Source organism: Pseudomonas sp. P7758, from assembly GCF_013386485.1.
GTDB lineage: Bacteria > Pseudomonadota > Gammaproteobacteria > Pseudomonadales > Pseudomonadaceae > Aquipseudomonas.
In genome coordinates this window covers 103,950-120,653 of sequence record NZ_JACARS010000016.1, presented here as the reverse complement: position 1 = coordinate 120,653, position 16,704 = coordinate 103,950, and the positions used below count along the sequence as shown (strand labels likewise).

The 16,704-nt window shown below is 63.1% G+C and carries 16 protein-coding genes; 7 read left to right on the top strand and 9 right to left on the bottom strand.

The features are described from left to right. Positions 1-111 precede the first annotated feature (111 nt). From cfaB to hflK (HX873_RS04370), 8 genes are all read right to left on the bottom strand, one after another. A complete protein-coding gene (gene cfaB, locus HX873_RS04405) occupies positions 112-1,296 on the bottom strand; it encodes a C17 cyclopropane fatty acid synthase CfaB (protein WP_003213498.1) in 1,185 nt (394 codons plus the stop codon). Positions 1,297-1,383: 87 nt separating this feature from the next. Continuing rightward, positions 1,384-2,169: a DNA-binding domain-containing protein gene (locus tag HX873_RS04400; protein ID WP_177022406.1), complete on the bottom strand. Its 786-nt coding sequence runs from the start codon at positions 2,167-2,169 to the stop codon at positions 1,384-1,386. After that, entirely contained in the window at positions 2,160-3,005 is an 846-nt protein-coding gene (locus HX873_RS04395; RefSeq protein WP_087694584.1) for a DUF692 domain-containing protein, read from the bottom strand. The genes HX873_RS04400 and HX873_RS04395 overlap by 10 nt, the downstream gene beginning before the upstream one ends. Before the next feature lie 66 nt (positions 3,006-3,071). Then, on the bottom strand, positions 3,072-3,323 hold the full coding sequence (locus tag HX873_RS04390) for a hypothetical protein (RefSeq protein WP_003213503.1): 252 nt from the start codon (positions 3,321-3,323) through the stop codon (positions 3,072-3,074). Between the two features lie 107 nt (positions 3,324-3,430). Next, positions 3,431-5,326, bottom strand: coding sequence for a cation-translocating P-type ATPase (locus HX873_RS04385; protein WP_177122417.1), 1,896 nt, complete (start codon positions 5,324-5,326; stop codon positions 3,431-3,433). Beyond that, complete coding sequence (gene hflK, locus HX873_RS04380) at positions 5,323-6,357, bottom strand: protease modulator HflK (RefSeq protein WP_003213508.1); 1,035 nt, start codon at positions 6,355-6,357, stop codon at positions 5,323-5,325. The genes HX873_RS04385 and hflK (HX873_RS04380) overlap by 4 nt, the downstream gene beginning before the upstream one ends. After that, on the bottom strand, positions 6,354-7,352 hold the full coding sequence (gene hflC / locus HX873_RS04375) for a protease modulator HflC (RefSeq protein ID WP_173883038.1): 999 nt from the start codon (positions 7,350-7,352) through the stop codon (positions 6,354-6,356). Before hflC ends, hflK (HX873_RS04380) begins: the two co-directional genes overlap by 4 nt. A 9-nt stretch (positions 7,353-7,361) precedes the next feature. Then, positions 7,362-9,293, bottom strand: a complete 1,932-nt coding sequence (gene hflK, locus HX873_RS04370) for a protease modulator HflK (protein ID WP_134327564.1) — start codon at positions 9,291-9,293, stop codon at positions 7,362-7,364. Positions 9,294-9,477: 184 nt separating this feature from the next. Here hflK (HX873_RS04370) and HX873_RS04365 point away from each other — a divergent pair, with 184 nt between their 5' ends. The 6 genes from HX873_RS04365 to HX873_RS04340 are packed head-to-tail and all read left to right on the top strand — an operon-like array spanning position 9,478 to position 15,165. After that, positions 9,478-10,101, top strand: coding sequence for a CDP-alcohol phosphatidyltransferase family protein (locus tag HX873_RS04365; protein ID WP_102370198.1), 624 nt, complete (start codon positions 9,478-9,480; stop codon positions 10,099-10,101). 10 nt (positions 10,102-10,111) lie between these two features. Continuing rightward, entirely contained in the window at positions 10,112-11,866 is a 1,755-nt protein-coding gene (locus HX873_RS04360; protein ID WP_177122416.1) for a bifunctional alpha/beta hydrolase/class I SAM-dependent methyltransferase, read from the top strand. Between the two features lie 3 nt (positions 11,867-11,869). Then, a complete protein-coding gene (locus tag HX873_RS04355; RefSeq protein WP_177122415.1) occupies positions 11,870-13,168 on the top strand; it encodes a phosphatase PAP2/dual specificity phosphatase family protein in 1,299 nt (432 codons plus the stop codon). Next, positions 13,158-13,601 (top strand): hypothetical protein, encoded by a 444-nt coding sequence (locus HX873_RS04350; RefSeq protein WP_003213520.1) that lies wholly within the window; start codon positions 13,158-13,160, stop codon positions 13,599-13,601. The genes HX873_RS04355 and HX873_RS04350 overlap by 11 nt, the downstream gene beginning before the upstream one ends. Before the next feature lie 9 nt (positions 13,602-13,610). Further along, positions 13,611-14,231 carry a 1-acyl-sn-glycerol-3-phosphate acyltransferase gene (locus HX873_RS04345; protein WP_003213522.1) on the top strand — a complete coding sequence of 207 codons (621 nt, stop codon included), beginning with the start codon at positions 13,611-13,613 and terminating at the stop codon, positions 14,229-14,231. 1 nt (position 14,232) lies between these two features. Next, the gene (locus tag HX873_RS04340) at positions 14,233-15,165 is read left to right on the top strand and encodes a phosphatidate cytidylyltransferase (protein ID WP_003213523.1); all 933 of its coding nucleotides are present in this window, start codon (positions 14,233-14,235) and stop codon (positions 15,163-15,165) included. A 239-nt stretch (positions 15,166-15,404) separates the two neighbouring features. Here the strand turns inward: HX873_RS04340 and HX873_RS04335 are convergent, their stop codons facing one another. Continuing rightward, positions 15,405-15,878: an Lrp/AsnC family transcriptional regulator gene (locus HX873_RS04335; protein ID WP_032899927.1), complete on the bottom strand. Its 474-nt coding sequence runs from the start codon at positions 15,876-15,878 to the stop codon at positions 15,405-15,407. Positions 15,879-16,023: 145 nt separating this feature from the next. Here HX873_RS04335 and HX873_RS04330 point away from each other — a divergent pair, with 145 nt between their 5' ends. Next, positions 16,024-16,653 (top strand): LysE family translocator, encoded by a 630-nt coding sequence (locus tag HX873_RS04330; RefSeq protein WP_177009026.1) that lies wholly within the window; start codon positions 16,024-16,026, stop codon positions 16,651-16,653. The last annotated feature ends 51 nt before the right edge of the window (positions 16,654-16,704 follow it).

Genomic DNA, 16,704 nt, shown 5'->3' with positions numbered 1-16,704 from the left:
CTCGCGAAAGCGGAGTGTCAGTCACTGAATGTGTTTCTGATCCAACGCCTTCGCGAGCAAGCCCGCTCCCACACAAGCCCGCTCCCACATTCAGATCACCGGTACCATTGCTTACTGGTACAGGTCATCCCGCGTCCACGGCAGCTCATGGCTACCATCGGCATGGGGTTTCACCGCCAGAATCTGATGCAGGTTGATCCAGCCCCGGGCAAACGCATACGCACAGCCGGCCAGGTACAGGCGCCAGATGCGCAAGGCTTGCTCCGGCACCATCTTGCCCGCCGCTTCCAGGTTGTCTTCGAGGCGCTCGCTCCAGTGATCCAGCGTGCGCGCGTAATGCAGGCGCAGGCTTTCGACGTCGACTACTTCCAGGCCCACGTCGCTGATCTCGGCGGTCATCATCGACAGATGCGGCAACTCGCCGTTGGGGAACACATAACGCTCGATAAAATCCCCGGCGCCACGGCCTACGGGCCGGCCATCAATGTGCTTGGCGGTAATCCCGTGGTTCATCACCAGGCCGCCCTCACGCACCGCGCCGTAGAGAATCTTGCAGTACTCAGCCAGGTTGGCGTGGCCAACGTGTTCAAACATCCCCACGCTCACCACCTTGTCGAACCGGCCATCCTGGGGCAAGTCGCGGTAGTCGAGCAGCGTCAGCTCTACCTGGTCTTCCAGGCCTTCGGCCTTCACCCGCTCCTGGGCCAGCGCCAGCTGTTCCTTGCTCAGGGTGATACCAAACACCTTGACCCCGAATTCCCGCGCGGCATACCGCGCCAGCCCACCCCAACCGCAGCCCACGTCGAGCAAATACTCCCCCGGCTGCAGCCGCAATTTGCGGCACAGGTGGCGGAATTTGTCTTGTTGGGCTTGATCAAGGGATTCGCTGCCGGTTTCGAAATACCCGCAGGAATAGGCCATGTCGCGGTCCAGCCACAGCTGGTAGAACTCGTTGGACAGGTCGTAATGGTAGGAAATAGCCGCTGCGTCGGTGGCCTTGTCGTGGATCGAGCGCACCGGACGACTCCCCTCGTCGTCATCAACCAAGGCATGACTCAACTCGTCAACGACCCTGATCACTTCGGAAATGGAGCCTTCCAGCTCCAGTTTGCCCTCGACGAAAGCTTCGCCCAGTGAGTCGAGCGTCGGATGGCTGAGCGTTGAAACCATCATGGGGTCCTTGACCACAATGGTGACGCTGGGATCCGGGCCCAGGTTGAATTCATGGCCGTCCCAGAGTCGAAGACGCAGCGGTAGCTTGAGATTCTGTAAGGCCGGTGGAAGTTGCGCGAGCATGAGTAGTCCCCCCTTGTTTCAGACGTCTGAAATGAGGGTAGACCATCCACGGAAAAATTAGCAGGCTATCGAAACAATAGCGCTTTTCTATGGTGCCCGCCGCTGGAGCAAACCCTCTTGGACCCACTGTTTCAGCCAGGTAACCGCTTGCAATGGCGCGCCCTCCTGGTAAGTGACTGCCAACTCGGCACACAGTTCGGAAAAACTCCAACCGTTGGCGACCATGCCTGTCAGCGCGCAGGCTTGCGCCGGTTCAACGCTGCGATATTGGCAGACATTCTGATGGCGCCAGACCAGGCACACCTGCGCCAACGGCAGGGCTTCGCTGCCGGGAAAGTCCCACTCGCCCTTGCTCGCACGCCAGATGCCCAGGCTGTTGAAATCACAGAGCACCTGCTGCACCGACGGCACCAACTGCACCTGCAGCCCTGGCCAGTCTTCGGGCGGCAGCGTTGCCATGTCTTGCAGGGTCAACGGCTCGCCCTGCGGTGCATCAAAGGCCAGGGTGAATGCCCATTCGAGCCGCGCCAGCTCGGCAGGCGCCAAACCTTGCTCGCCATAATGCTCAACGATAAACCCGGGGAACCGCTCGCCAAACCAGCGCAGGCTGTAATGGGCCGAGGGATAACGGCAGATATAGGCCGAACCCAACGCTGCAAACTCCTCGTCCCCCAGCCAATACCAGACGGCGCTGAAGTCATCGCGCAGCACTTCCTGCAATCGGGCGTGATAGGCGTTGTGGTAAATCGCCAGGCCCGTCTCGACATCCAGGGTCGGGCCGCCGATCAAGGTGGCGCTGAAGCTGTTGCTGGCAGTGGAAGACTCGGCCAGCAAATGCCGCTCAAAGGCCAATTGCCAATCGATCAGGCGCATAACGCTCTCCTGTCCAGCGCGCTCGCGCCCAGCTCGCGGGCCTTGTTCAACTCGTCGAGCAGCTCCTGGAACGGCGGGAAATGGTCATCGCGTTCGAGCAAGGTCGAGACTGGCCCAAGGTGCTCCAGGGTCCGCTGATACAGCGCCCACACCGGATCGCATACCGGATGGTCATGGGTGTCGATCACGTAGTCGCCGTAATCCATATGCCCGGCCAGGTGCAGTTGGCGGATGCTTTCGGGCGGCAGGTTGCGGATAAATTCCCAGGCGTCGAACCCGTGATTGCGCGAGCTGACGTAGACGTTATTCACGTCCAGCAGCAACTGGCAGCCGGTGAGGTGGCTCAGGGCGTTGAGAAATTCCCACTCGGTAAACTCATCCGCCTTGGAGCGCACGTAGCTGGAGACGTTTTCCAGCACGAACGGGCGCTGCAACACATCCTGCACCTGCCGCACGCGAGCGGCGACGTGGTACAGGCTTTCTTCGGTGTAGGGCAGCGGCAGCAAGTCATGCAACTGGTGCGCGTTGCCACGGCTCCAGCACAGGTGATCGGAAATCCACGCCGGCCGGATGCGCTCGGAGAGCTGCTTGAGTTGTTTCAGGTAATCGGTATCGAGGGCATGGGGCCCGCCGATAGACAGGGACACGCCATGCATCACCAGGGGATAACGCTCGGCTATCGCATCCAGGTAGTACAAGGCCTTGCCGCCCTGCACCAGATAATTCTCGGAGATCACTTCGAACCAATCCACGGCCGGCGATTGTTCAAGGATCTGCTGGTAGTACTCGCTGCGTAAACCCAGGCCGTAACCCAGACTCGGAAGGGAAGCGGACATAAAAACACTCCTGGGGAAAGTGTCCGCAGCGGAGGGGGGCCCGCTGCGGTTGCACTCGGTTGTCGGTTATTCGCCGACTTTGCCGCCTTTCTGATCGCACATCGCCTTGCTCATCGACAGGAAGCCCTGGCCTTTGCAAGAACCCATGCCTTTGCAGGCGTGGTCTTTGGTTTTGCAGTCGTTCTGGCCTTTGCAGGCGTTGACGCCATAGCAATGGACCTGGGCGTCTGCTGCCTGTACCTGGGTGGCAACACCGGCAAACATGCCAGCAGCGGCGATAGCGAGGGCGGCACCAGCAGCAGCGGATTTGATGTTCATTGTGTATTCCTCATGATCGGTAGTGGAGCCGGTCTGAACGGATTGTTCAGTCTCGACATAGCACTAGAGTGAGGTACCCCCATGGCGTTACAGCACGACTGAAAAATTTATTCCTCGAGTTTCAATAACGGCTCCTGGAACCGCAACAAGCGCCCCGCATTCCCCAGCACCAGCAGCGTACTGAGGTTGTGCAGCACCGCCGCAATCATCGCGCCCGCCGCGCCCAGCCAGCCAAATGCGGCGAACACCACGATCGCCAGCGTCCAGCCCAGACCGATGATCACGTTGACCTGCAACGTGTGCCGGCACTGGCGACTCAAGCGCACACAGGTGCCCAGGCGCCGCAGGTCGCTGCCGATCAGCACCACGTCCGCCGACGCCAAGGCGATATCCGCCCCGCCCGCGCCCATCGCCACACCGACCACACCCGCCTTGAGCGCCAACGAATCGTTGATCCCGTCGCCCACCACCATCGGCCGGAAACCGCTGCCAATTTCCCCCAGCACGCGGTTGAGTTTGTCCTCCGGCAAAGCCTGGGCTTCGACGTCGCTGATGCCCACTTCCAACGCCAGGCTGTCGGCCACGCTCTGGCGGTCGCCGGTCAGCAGCAGTTGGCGCCCCAGGCCCAATTCACGCAGCTCTTTCATCGCCTGGCGCGCTTCAGGTTTCACGCTGTCCGCCAGCAGCAACCAAGCGAGGAACTGCCCGTTCAACGCGAGCCCGGCAATCGGGCCGTCGTGATTGGGGACCGCCGTGGTCGTGATGCCCAGTTGCTCAAACAATTCCGGCCGGCCGAGGGCGGCTTCGCCCTGCCCGGTCTGGGCGACGACACCGAGGCCCTGGCGCTCGCGAATATCCGACAACACCAGCATCTGCTCTTGAGTCGCCAGCCCCGCCAATGCCCGGCTGACCGGGTGGCTGCTGGCCGAGCCGAGGCTGGCCGCCAGATTGAGCAGTGCTTGCCGATCCGGCTCACGGGTGTCGATGGACTGCAAACGCAGGGTGCCAAACGTCAGGGTGCCGGTCTTGTCGACCACCAGCGACGTCAGGTCCGCCAGCTCTTCGAGAAACGCCGAGCTGCGAATCAGAATGCCGTGACGCGCCGCCACCGCAATGCCCGCAATCGCCGTGGCCGGCGCCGACAACACCAAAGCACACGGGCACGCCGCCACCAGCACCGCGAGCATCGCCTGGGCGTCATTGGTGACAAACCAGGTGACCGCCGCCAGCAACAGCACCAGCACCATGTAGCTGCCGGCGTAGCGCTCCAGCAATCGGGTGATCGGCGGCTTCGAACGTTCGGCGCTCTGCATCAGGGCGATGACTTTGCCCAGCGTCGACTCATTGCCGGTGCGGGTCACTCCCAGGCGCAGCAAACCGTCGAGGTTGATCGCGCCACCAAACACCTGCACGCCGACACTCGCTTCCAGCGGCACCGATTCACCGGTAATCGGCGCGGTGTCGAGGCTGGCCTGGCCCGACAGCACCACGCCGTCGGCGGGCACGCGGTCACCGGCACGCACTTCGACGATATCGCCGGTCTTCAGGATGCCGTTGTCCACTTCCAGGATCGTCCCGTCCGCCTGCACCAACCGTGCGTGGCTACGGGTCAGCTTGCCCAGGGCATGAATCGCTTCCTGGGAGCCGATGACGCTGCGCTCTTCCAGCACATGGCCGAAGATCATGATGATCGGCAGCAGCGCGGCGGTCAGCAGGTCACCGGTAGCCCAGGCGCCGAGCATCGCCAGCGCAATGAGTTGGTCGGTGATGCCATGCAAACTTGGATACCGCAGGCTGTACCAGGCCGAGCGCATCACGGGCACGGCCACCAGCAATGAGGCGACGCCCAACAGCAGTTGGCTCACGCCGGTCTGGTCCGGCGCCAGCCAGCGCCATACCAGGCCCAGGCTGAGCAGGCCCAGGGCGAGCATCGCCAGGGTCAGTTGCCGGGCGGCGCTGCGTTGTTCGGCCGACGAGAGCATCGGGGCTGCGTGGGCGGTCATTGTTCGGCTCCCTGAATGATCAGGCGGGAATCGTCTTTAGGGTCAACCGTGGTCACGGAGCCGGCCTGCCCGAGAATCTTCGGCAGGCGTTCGCGGTACAGGCGCAGCAACAGGCCGGGGTCTTGGACCTGGGCCAGGCTGGCGACGGTAGCGGTTTGCGCCTGGGCGTTGGACAGCCGTTCGCTGGCCTGGGCGTGAGCCACTTGCACGGCGCGGTCGGCGTCCTGGTTGGCGGTCTGGGTAAGTTTTTCGGCGTCGGTGCGCGCATTGGCCACCGCCTTGTCGGCTTGCTGGCTGGCGGTCAGCACTGCGTTGAAGGCATTGACCGCCGGGCCCGGCAAGCTCGATTGCACGTCGACCCGGGTGACTTCGATGCCCAGGCCAAGGCCGGTGGACGCCAGGTCAGCCAGGCGTTGATTGATGCCGCGCACCAGGTCGCCACGCAGCCGTTCGCGGCGTTCGGCGGCCTGGTTGTCGGCGCCGATCAACTCGGGGCGCGCCACCAGAATCGTATCCAGATCCCGCGCCGCAGTCAGCACCACGGCGCTGCGGGTGACCAGTCGATCCAGCGCGGGTAGCACGTGATCGCCCTGCAACACAAACGCGTAGGGCTCGGTGACCTTGTAGAAGACCCGCACATCCAGTTGCACCACGCCGGCATCGCCGGTCAGCAGGTAACCGGAGCCGGCCAGGGCATCGCTCAGCGGTGTGGCAAAACTGGCCACGCGATCGGCTTGGGTGGCCGCATCGGAACGCAGCAGGTTTTCCACCCGGCGCTCAATCACCCGGTCCGCGGCGGGCAACAGCACCACTTGCTCGAACGGACGCGGCCAGGCCAGCAGCAGCCCGGCATTCTGGATCCGGTCCAGCGCACCGAAGTGCAACACCACGGCGCGGTTCTGCGGGTCGATCTGGCGCACGTTGGAAAACGCCCACGCCAGCGCGGCCAATACCGTCACCGCATACAGCGCCAGGAACGTCAGCCGTCCAGCCTGGATCCACGGGCTGTCGAGGCTTTCCCGCTCACTCATGGCTGGACATCCTTCGGCCCATCCACCAGCGCGCGGAAAGGCGCGGCGTCGGTGCGCAGGATGATCTTGGTGCCCGGCGTGACCACTGTGCCAAGGGTGTCGAGGGAACGCAGCAGGTTATACAGCTGCGGATTGCCGGCGTAGGCATGGCCATAAATCTGCGCGGCTTCGACCCGGGATTGCGCTTCGATGTCGGCGGCTTTCACCGTGGCGTCGGCCTGGACGATCCGCGCATCACGCTCGGCGGCCGAACGAATCTGCGCCGCTTCACGCTTGCCCACGGCGGTTCGTTCCGTGGCGATGGTCTCGCGCTCGGCGCGCATGCGGTCGACGGTGGCGGCCAGGGTCACCGACGGCAAGGTCAGCCGTTCAACGCCCACCTGCACCACACGCACGCCATAGGTGGTGAGCAATTGTTGATCAATCTGCTGGCGCAACTGCGCTTCAAAATCGGCAATGCGCACCTGGCTGGCATCGGTGTTCACCAGGTTGGCCAGGTCGAAACTGGCGGCGGTGGTTTCCAGCGCCGAGCCGACAAAGGTGCGAATCTGCCGCGCCGCTTCATCCGGCTGGTTCTGCACCGCGCGCATAAAGCGCTGCACGTTGTCGGGGTCGCCCTGCACCTGCCAGGCCACGTAGGCCTGCACGATGATCCGCAGGCCATCGCGGGTGCCCACATCCTGCAAACCGCTGGAGGTGGTGCGCAGGCGCAGGTCCACCGGAATCGCCGCCTCGAACGGCGCCGGCCAGCGCCATCCCAGGCCCGGCTCCAGCAATACCCGCGACGGGTTGCCGAAGCGAGTAATCACCGTGGCTTCACCGGAACGCACCTGCACCAGGCTCGCCGCGGCGACCGCGAACAGCACCAGCAACACCGCCCAGCCCATACGCCGCCAGGGGAACGGGCCGGCTTCGTGCTCGTCGCCATGATGGTGATGATGGTGGCCGTGGTGGTGACCATGGCCTGCGTGATCGTGAGAATGAGCGCTCAACAGATGAACTCCTTATTGAACGGCTTTACGCGGCACCGCAGGGTCGGCCGGTAAGGTAAAGGAACGCAGATCGATGGTCGGTGCGCCACTGGCGCCCAGGCGATGATCAAGAATGAGTAACTTGGCGTGAGCCAGGCCCTGGCTCAGTTGGCTCAGGTACTGCTCCAGCACGAACGCCTGGCCGGCTTGTTGATAGGCCTTTTGTTCGGCGCTGAAGCGCAGGTCCGCCGCTTGGGCGCCGGCGCTGACTTCATGGGCCGTGGCCTGGGCCTGGTCACGGGCGGTACTGGCTTGCAGCAACGCCTGGTTGGTCTGCTCACTGGCAGCGCCGCGCTCTCGGGAAATCAGCGCCTGGGCGCCGATCTGCGCAGCTTGCACCGCGTGGTAGGCATTCGCCGCACCGGAGGGCGGGTGAATGGCTTCCACCACGGTGGCGAGAATTTCCACGCCGCTGTCGAGTTTCTTCAGGTCCGCTTGCACCGCCTGGCCAATTTCATCGGCGAGGCTGTTGCGTTCCTCACCCAGCAATTCATCAAGGGTTCGCGAGGCAAACTCGTGGACGAGGATGCGGCTGGCGGTGCTGCGGATCAGCGTGGGCACATCGGCGCTGTTATAGGTGGCGGCGAGTGCGGCCTGGTCGGTCAAGCCGATGCGGTACACAAAGCGCACGTCCATATTGACGATCTGGAAGCTCTGTTTGTCGCCGCTGCTGCTGGCGATCACCTGGGATTTGTCATTCACATGGCTGGCGTCCCACAGGCGGTTGGCGATCAGCGGCGCCGGGCCCTCGGCCGGAGCGACGTCGGTGTTTGCCGCTTCGCCAACGCTGGTGGCCAGCTCATGGACCACGCCGTTTTCCACGTTCAGTACGCGACCCAGCGGCCACGGCAAACCGGCATGCAGGCCAGGCCCGAAGACCTCCACCGGCTTGCCAAAGCGTTCATAGATCCCACGGCTTTGCAGGGCGACTTCATGCACGCCGGTCAGCAACCAGCCTACGGCCAGCACCACCACCAGCACTGGCAGGAATGCCCGGCGCATATAGGTGAAGGCCCAGATCTGCCGCAGGTCGATGCCGAAACGGTTGTGCAGTTCGTGCTGCAAGGCGAGCAACGGTTGCGGCGGCCAGCGCAGCATCCCGGCGATAAAACTTTGCGCCATCAGGCGCGGTTCAAGCCGCCCCTGGCGCGGGCTGAACAGCGACAGCAGGCCTCTTAGTAGAAACTCCAGCGCCACCAGGGCCGGCAACAGACCGATCAACACGGCCAGGCGCAATGGCCACACGGACTCTTCACCGGCAAACAGCAGACAAATCGCACTGATCACCAGGCAGATAATCGCCACCCGGCTCAGTTGCGCCAGTTGCACCGCTTCCGGCCATTGGGCGGTGCTTTCCTGGGCCATGCGCCGTTCAAACACCAGCAAGCCGAACGCCAGTGCCAAGGCAATGGCGGCGCCCACACTGGCAGCCTGGCCCAGCGCCGCGGCGGGCAAGGTCAAGCTCCAGAATTCCAGAACGCTGAAGAATGCCAGCAACGACCAGCCGCACAGCCAGAACACCGGTGCGCCAATCTGCACCAGCAAGCCGTTACCGACGCGACCGAACTGGCGGTTTAGCCAGCCAGGTTCTTCTTGTGGCAGCGGCGGTTCGATCAGCCGTGCAGCCGGCTCCTCCAGCGCCATGGCCCGCCAATCCGCGACCCACCACGCCGATTGCAAGCCAGCCACCAGCACCAGCAACGCCGAGGCGCAGTTGATCAGCACCACCGGCCAGATCGACAGCGGGGCGAACAGCGCCACAAACAGCGCCAGCATCCAGCCGCCGACCGCCAGCACCGTCAGGCCAATGCCGGCCTGCCTTAACCGGCGGGCATGAAACAACCCCTGCTGAAAACGCGGCAGCCCTTCGATGGCCACGTCATCAGCGTCTAGATCCACTCGCATCCCCAAACGCCCACCCAGAAACAATTAGTTACTCTATAACCCGAAGCGTGAAATTTTTGTTTGGTTTCACACAGATAGTGACGAAAGCCCCAGAAACACGAGCCATCACTGGTTTCAGAGGTGATAAATCGGCACACTCCCCAGAGTTTTTCGCGGGCTTACGGACAAGGAAGCGTCACTCCCCATGATTTCGATCTATCAGCTTAAACCGCGTTTTCAGAACCTGCTGCGCCCGCTGGTGCAGCGCCTCTACGACAACGGCACCACCGCCAACCAGATCACCGTGCTGGCCGGGGTGGTTTCCCTGCTGGTGGGATTGCTGATTGCCGGCTTCGCACAACATGTGTGGCTGTTTGCGCTGATCCCGCTGTGGATGATCCTGCGCATGGCCCTCAATGCCATCGACGGCATGCTCGCCCGGGAATTCGGCCAGCAGTCGCGACTCGGCGCCTACCTCAATGAACTGTGCGACGTGATCGCCGACAGCGCACTGATCCTGCCGTTTGCGCTGATCCCCGAGGTCAGCTTGGCGCCGGTGTTGCTGGTGACGCTGCTGGCGGTGTTCAGCGAATACGCCGGCGTGCTCGGGCCGATGGTCGGGGCCTCGCGGCGCTACGACGGCCCGATGGGCAAGAGCGATCGGGCGTTTGTGCTCGGGGTGCTGGCCACCGGCGTGGCGCTGGGTTGGCTGGGTGCCGGTTGGGTCGATGCGGTGATGTGGCTGGTCGCGGCGTTGCTGGCCTACACCCTGGTCAACCGTGTGCGCCAAGGCTTGAAAGAAGAAACGAACACCTCCCCTTCTGCATAAGGATTTTGCGATGCGTGAACAGCAAGAGCACACCTTCAGCACCCATGACGGGGTGGAGCTTTTCTACCGTCATTGGCTCGCCACCGCACCCGCGGGCTTTGCGCCGCGCAAGGCGATCTTGCTGTTCCATCGCGGCCACGAGCATTCCGGTCGTATCGCCCACCTGGTGGACGAGCTGAACCTGCCGGAGTTCGACTTCTTCGCCTGGGACGCCCGTGGCCACGGCCAATCCCCCGGCGCGCGCGGCGACAGCCCGAGCTTCGCCACCAGTGCGCGGGACGTGCAGACTTTCGTTGACCATATCCGCAGCGCCTACAACATCGAGGAAGAACACCTCGCAGTGATCGCCCAAAGCGTCGGCGCGGTGATCGCGGCCACCTGGGTGCACGACTACGCGCCGAAGATTCGCTCGCTGGTACTCGCCTCCCCCGCATTCAAGGTCAAACTCTACGTGCCCTTCGCCCGGCCGGGCCTGGCGTTGATGCGCAAGTTTCGCGGCAACTTTTTCGTCAACAGCTACGTCAAGGCCAAGTTCCTGAGCCATGACCCGGAGCGCGTGGCGTCCTACGACAGTGATCCGCTGATCACCAAAGCCATCTCGGTGAATGTACTGTTGGGCCTGTACGAAGCGGCCGACCGGGTTGTAGCCGATGCCCAGGCAATTCAGGTACCGACCCAACTGCTGATCTCCGGCTCGGACTTTGTGGTGCACCGCAAACCCCAGCAGCAGTTTTTCGACCGCCTCGGCAGCTTGAAGAAAGAGCTGCACATCCTCCCCGGCTTCTTCCACGACACCCTCGGTGAACGTGACCGCGCCGTGGCCTTGAGCAGCGCCCGGCGCTTTATCCTGCAGAATTTCGAACACCCGCTGGACCGCGCCTCCTTGCTGGATGCCGACAGGATTGGCCTGACCTGCGCCGAATCCGAGTCCCTCGCCGCGCCGTTGCCACGCAACTCCCTGCGCGACCTGTACTGGCGCATGACCCGCGCCAGCATGGGCCTGGGCAGCAAACTGTCGGATGGCGTGAAGCTCGGCTTCGACACCGGCTTCGACTCCGGCAGCACCCTGGACTACGTATACCGCAACAAACCCACCGGCAAAGGCGGGCTGGGGCGGATGATCGACACCAACTACCTGAACTCCATCGGCTGGCGCGGTATTCGTCAGCGCAAGTTGAACGTGGAAGAACTGCTGCGCCTGGCGATGGCCAAGCTGCGGGACGAGCAGCGGGAAGTGCGAATCGTCGACATCGCCGCCGGGCATGGTCGGTACATTCTGGAAGCCTTGCAGGGCGTTTCGCCGTTGCCGGAATCGATCCTGCTGCGGGACTACAGCGATATCAACGTGCGCGACGGTGGCGCGCTGATTCGTGAAAAAGGGCTGGGGGATATCGCCCAGTTCGTCAAAGGCGATGCGTTTGACCGGGCGGACCTTGCGGCGCTGGAACCCAAGCCGACGCTGGCGGTGGTGTCCGGGCTATATGAACTGTTCGCGGATAACGCGATGGTCGGTGGCTCGCTCGCGGGCTTGGCCGAAGCCGTGGAGCCCGGTGGTTATCTGGTGTACACCGGCCAACCGTGGCATCCGCAACTGGAACTGATCGCCCGCGCCCTCACCAGCCACCGCCAGGGCCAGGCCTGGGTAATGCGCCGGCGCAGCCAGGCGGAAATGGATCAACTGGTGGCAGCCGCCGGTTTCCGCAAGATCACCCAGCGTGTGGATGAGTGGGGGATTTTCAGCGTGTCCCTGGCACAGCGAGCCTGACCCATGCGTGAACCGGGCCTGTTGAAACCGGCGGTGCTGTGGCTGCTGCTGTTGGCGCCGCTGTTTTTCAGCACCTACGGCTTTGCCACGTGGGTCACCAGCCAGCGCAGCGACGTGGGCACGATGGTGTTCGGCTGGGAAACCCATATCCCGTTCTGGGCCTGGACCATCGTGCCCTACTGGTCGATCGACCTGCTCTACGGTTTCTCCCTGCTACTCCCAAGCACCCGCCATGAACTGAAACAACATGCCTTGCGCCTGCTGACGGCCCAAGTGATTGCCGTCACCTGCTTCCTGATCTGGCCCTTGCGTTTCACCTTCGAAAGACCGGAGCTGGACGGCGTGTTTGGCTGGCTGTTTGCGGTACTCGCCGGGTTCGACAAGCCGTTCAACCAGGCGCCGTCGTTGCACATCGCGCTGCTGGTGGTGCTGTGGATAATGTACCAGCGGCATAGCCGGGGCCTGTGGCGCTGGCTGGTGCATGGCTGGTTCGCGTTGATTGGCCTTTCGGTGCTGACCACTTATCAACATCACTTTATTGACTTACCCACAGGCGCCCTCGCCGGCTGGCTGTGCGTGTGGCTGTGGCCGCTGGAACATCCGAGCCCGCTGCTGAATGCCCAGCTGACCAGGGACCGCCAGCGTTGGCGCCTGGGGCTGCGCTATGGCTTCGGGTCGCTGGTGTGTTTGATCCTGGCGTTTTCCCTTGGCGGCGGCTGGTTGTGGCTGCTTTGGCCGGCGGTATCCCTTGGCTTGATGAAGGCGAATTACCTGGTACTGGGCGTTGCAGGATTTCAGAAACGCGCCGACGGACGACTCACTCCGGCGGCGCGCTGGTTGTTGGCGCCTTATCTGGTGGCCGCCTGGATCAATTCCCGCCTGTGGACACGTAGACATCCACAGCCCGATCAGGTTGTGGATAACGTTTGGCTGGGGCGAATTCCCACCAGCGGTGAGCTGGGATCATTCAAGGCGGTGGTCGATCTGTGCGCCGAATTGCCGATTAATCCACAGGGTCGCGCCTACTACAGTCTGCCAGTGCTCGACCTGACGGCGCCCACTGCAGCGCAATGCGTGGAAGCCGCCCAAGCGATAGAGCGGCTACGCTCAGCCGGACCCTTGCTGGTGTGCTGCGCCCTCGGTTACTCACGCAGCGCCACCGCCGTGGCTGCATGGCTGCTACATACCGGGCGCGCAGGCAATGTCGACGAGGCGGTGGCTATTATTCGTACAGCACGCCCACGTGTGGTCCTGCATTCCGCGCACCGTGAAGCCCTGGAGGGTTTAGCCCATGCCCGCTGATATGGAATTACAGGTCGTCGCCAGCCTGCTGCGGCGGGGCCGTTCCCTGGATCAGTTATCCACAGGCCTGACCTTGCTCGGCGTACTGTTCGGCCTCGCTCAACTGCTGATGGCCAGCATCACGCCGGTCTGCCTGATCCTCAGCCTGTGGATGATTGTGCTCGGGCTGCTGGAAAAATATTGGGCGCTGCGGGTGGCCTTCGACGCCGACCTGTTCGCCCTGCTCGCCCGCGACACCGACCGCACGCCCGACTTCGACCAGGCCATGCAAACCCTTGGCCTGCAATCCGCCAAACGCGCAGGCCGCCCCTGGACCGAGCGCCGTCGCGGCGCCCTGAAACTGTTGCGCAAGCAAGCCTACCTGCTGGCGGCGCAAGTGCTGCTGACCGTGGCCGTCATCCTGGCCAGCCCCTGGCTGCCCTTCGCCGGATAAGGAATCCCCATGTTCGAACCCGTGGTCGCCACCCTGATTACCTCCATGGCCCGCACCGTCACCGGCGCCCGCAGCCTGTGGCTTGGCTGCGCGCCGGTGCCGGTGCAACGCATCTACTACGCCAACCACAGCAGCCACGGCGATTTCGTGCTGCTGTGGGCCTCGTTGCCGCAGAACCTGCGTAAATTCACCCGCCCGGTGGCCGGCAGCGACTACTGGAACACCAGCGCCCTGCGCCGCTACATCATCAACCGGGTGTTCAACGGCGTGCTGATCGACCGCGAGCGCAAGGACCCTGTGGATAACCCTCTGGCGCCGATGCTTCAGGCCTTGGAAAACGGCGACTCGCTGATCATCTTTCCCGAGGGCACGCGCAACCTGGAAGACGGCCTGTTGCCGTTCAAAAGCGGGCTGTATCACCTGGCCAAGAGTTATCCACAAGCCGAATTGATCCCGGTGTGGATCGCCAACCTCAACCGGGTCATGCCCAAGGGCCGTGTGCTGCCGCTGCCCTTGCTGTGCACCACCAGCTTCGGCGCACCGCTGCAACTGGAGGACGGCGAAGACAAGGCGCTGTTCCTGGCCCGCACCCGCGACGCCTTGCTCGCCCTTGCCCCGGAGCATTCCTGAGATGGATAGCCAAACCCTGATGTTGTTCGGCGGGATCGGCGCGATCCTCGTGCTCGCCTCGCTGATCGGCCTGATCCTCAAACTGCGCACCCGTGGCACACCCAACGCGGTGATCGACAACCTCAACGCCCGCATCAATGCGTGGTGGGTGATGGTGGTGGTGATTGGCATTGCGTTCTGGCTCGGCACCGGCGCGGTGATCCTGCTGTTTTACGCCGTGTCGTTCTATGCGCTGCGGGAATTCCTCACGCTCACACCCACCCGGCGAAGCGATTACCCGGCGCTGGTGGCGGCCTTCTACCTGGCGCTGCCACTGCAATACCTGCTGATCTACTTCGACTGGTACGGGCTGTTCTCGATCTTCATCCCGGTGTACGTGTTCCTGCTGTTGCCGATCCTCGCGTCATTGGGCGGCGACAGCACGCACTTCCTGGAACGGGCATCGAAAGTGCAATGGGGGCTGATGATCGCGGTGTTCTGTGTGTCCTTCGTGCCGGCGCTGCTGACCCTGGATATCGTCGGCTACGAAGGCCGCAACCTGCTGCTGATTGCCTACCTGGTGATCGTGGTGCAACTGTCGGACGTGTTGCAGTACGTGTGCGGGAAGCTGTTCGGCAAACACAAGATCGCGCCCAACTTGTCGCCATCGAAAACCGTGGAAGGGTTTGTCGGCGGGATCCTGCTGTCATCCCTGATCGGCGCGGCGCTGTGGTGGACCACGCCGTTCAATCCCTGGCAGTCGTTCCTGATTGCGCTGTTGATCAACCTGCTGGGGTTTGCAGGCGGGATTGTGATGTCGGCGATCAAGCGCGACCGGGGCGTGAAGGATTGGGGGCACATGATCGAGGGCCACGGCGGGATGCTGGATCGGCTGGATTCAGTGTGTTTTGCCGCGCCGATCTTCTTTCATCTCGTGCGCTACTGGTGGACCTGACGACCACCTTCCTCCCCAAATCCACACAACCCCAGTGGCGAGGGAGCTTGNNCTCCCTCGCCACAACAAGCGTCCTTACCACAATAAGAAATCACCAGCCGGGAAGATGCCCCCGGCGTCATTATCTGATCGTTCCCACGCTCTGCGTGGGAATGCATCCGGTGACGCTCCGCGTCACGACTTTTAGAGCGGACGCGGAGCGTCCAGGGCGGCATTCCCACGCGGAGCGTGGGAACGATCTAGCCGGGAAGGTGACTCAGCGGCAATGCCCCGGGCGTCTTCACCGTCTGAATCGCGAAGTTGCTGCGGATATCACTCACCCCCGGCAACTTCAACAAGCTCCCGGTCAGGAACCGTTCATACCCGCGCAAGTCCGGCACCACCACTTGCAGCAGGAAATCCGACTCCCCCGACACCAGAAACGCCGAAATCACCTGGGGCAGCGCCGTCACCGCCAACCGAAACGCCTCCGCCTGTTCGTCGTTATGCCGCTCCACTTTCACCCCGACAAACACCGTCAGCCCCAACCCGACTTCATCCCGGTCCAGGCTTGCCTGGTAACCACGAATCACCCCGGCCTCTTCCAGCAGCCGCACACGCCGCAAGCAGGGCGAGGCCGACAGGCCAATCTCGTCCGCCAGTTGCACGTTGCTCAGCCGGCCATCCCGTTGCAGGGCTTCAAGAATCTTGCGGTCAAATGCGTCCAGCTTCAGATTTGGCATAAGTGAAATGTTTCGCCCGAAAAAAGTGGCAGATTGTGCCAAGACTAGACGCTTTTCCATCTGACTACGCAAGCACCTGCCCCGGCCTTCGCCCCTAAAATTGCCCTACGAATCACCTACCGCAAGGGGCAGGCACATGGCAGAACTCTGGTTGTTTTTAGTCGCGTTGGCAGTGGTGTACCTGCTGCCCGGCCCGGACATGATCCTGCTGCTGCAAACCGGCGCCCGCCAGGGCAAGGCGATGGCACTGGCAACCGCAGGCGGCTTGGGCCTGGCGCGAGCCTGCCACGTGGCGCTGGCGGGGATGGGCCTGGCGACCCTGTTCAAGGTCGCACCCTGGACATTCGATGTGGTGCGCCTGGGCGGTGCGGCGTATCTGCTGTGGATCGGCGTGCAGTGCCTGCGCTCAAACCTGCTGCCCAACCTGAACGCCGAGCACAGCACGGCGCCGGCGCATGCCTGGCGCGAAGCCTTCCAGCGGGGTTTGCTGACCAACCTGCTCAACCCCAAGGCGCTGCTGTTCTGCTCCGTGCTGCTGCCGCAATTCATTGATCCACATGGCGCATCGGTGACGGCACAGTTCGCGCTGCTGGGGGCGATTCTGGTGGCGGTCGGCCTGGGATTCGACAGTTGCTATGGATTGGCCGGCGCAAGAATCGGCCGCTGGCTGGAACGCAGCCCGTCCGCCCAGCGCCTTCAGCAATGGCTGTTTGGCAGTCTTTTGATCGGTTTTGCGATACGCCTCACCTTCGTACAGCAAGCCTGAGCTTTGCGGCGCATTTGCCGTCATCTTTTGTATCAAAGAGACGTGTAAGAT

Bases quoted from the DNA above. Each gene is read 5' to 3' on its own strand.
- HX873_RS04390 (WP_003213503.1), bottom strand. From the start codon at position 3,323: ATGAACATCAAATCCGCTGCTGCTGGTGCCGCCCTCGCTATCGCCGCT.
- HX873_RS04345 (WP_003213522.1), top strand. From the start codon at position 13,611: ATGTTCGAACCCGTGGTCGCCACCCTGATTACCTCCATGGCCCGCACC.
- HX873_RS04395 (WP_087694584.1), bottom strand. From the start codon at position 3,005: ATGTCCGCTTCCCTTCCGAGTCTGGGTTACGGCCTGGGTTTACGCAGC.
- hflK (WP_134327564.1), bottom strand. From the start codon at position 9,293: ATGCGAGTGGATCTAGACGCTGATGACGTGGCCATCGAAGGGCTGCCG.
- HX873_RS04355 (WP_177122415.1), top strand. From the start codon at position 11,870: ATGCGTGAACCGGGCCTGTTGAAACCGGCGGTGCTGTGGCTGCTGCTG.
- HX873_RS04360 (WP_177122416.1), top strand. From the start codon at position 10,112: ATGCGTGAACAGCAAGAGCACACCTTCAGCACCCATGACGGGGTGGAG.
- HX873_RS04350 (WP_003213520.1), top strand. From the start codon at position 13,158: ATGCCCGCTGATATGGAATTACAGGTCGTCGCCAGCCTGCTGCGGCGG.
- cfaB (WP_003213498.1), bottom strand. From the start codon at position 1,296: ATGCTCGCGCAACTTCCACCGGCCTTACAGAATCTCAAGCTACCGCTG.
- HX873_RS04330 (WP_177009026.1), top strand. From the start codon at position 16,024: ATGGCAGAACTCTGGTTGTTTTTAGTCGCGTTGGCAGTGGTGTACCTG.
- hflK (WP_003213508.1), bottom strand. From the start codon at position 6,357: ATGAGTGAGCGGGAAAGCCTCGACAGCCCGTGGATCCAGGCTGGACGG.
- HX873_RS04385 (WP_177122417.1), bottom strand. From the start codon at position 5,326: ATGACCGCCCACGCAGCCCCGATGCTCTCGTCGGCCGAACAACGCAGC.
- HX873_RS04400 (WP_177022406.1), bottom strand. From the start codon at position 2,169: ATGCGCCTGATCGATTGGCAATTGGCCTTTGAGCGGCATTTGCTGGCC.
- HX873_RS04340 (WP_003213523.1), top strand. From the start codon at position 14,233: ATGGATAGCCAAACCCTGATGTTGTTCGGCGGGATCGGCGCGATCCTC.
- HX873_RS04365 (WP_102370198.1), top strand. From the start codon at position 9,478: ATGATTTCGATCTATCAGCTTAAACCGCGTTTTCAGAACCTGCTGCGC.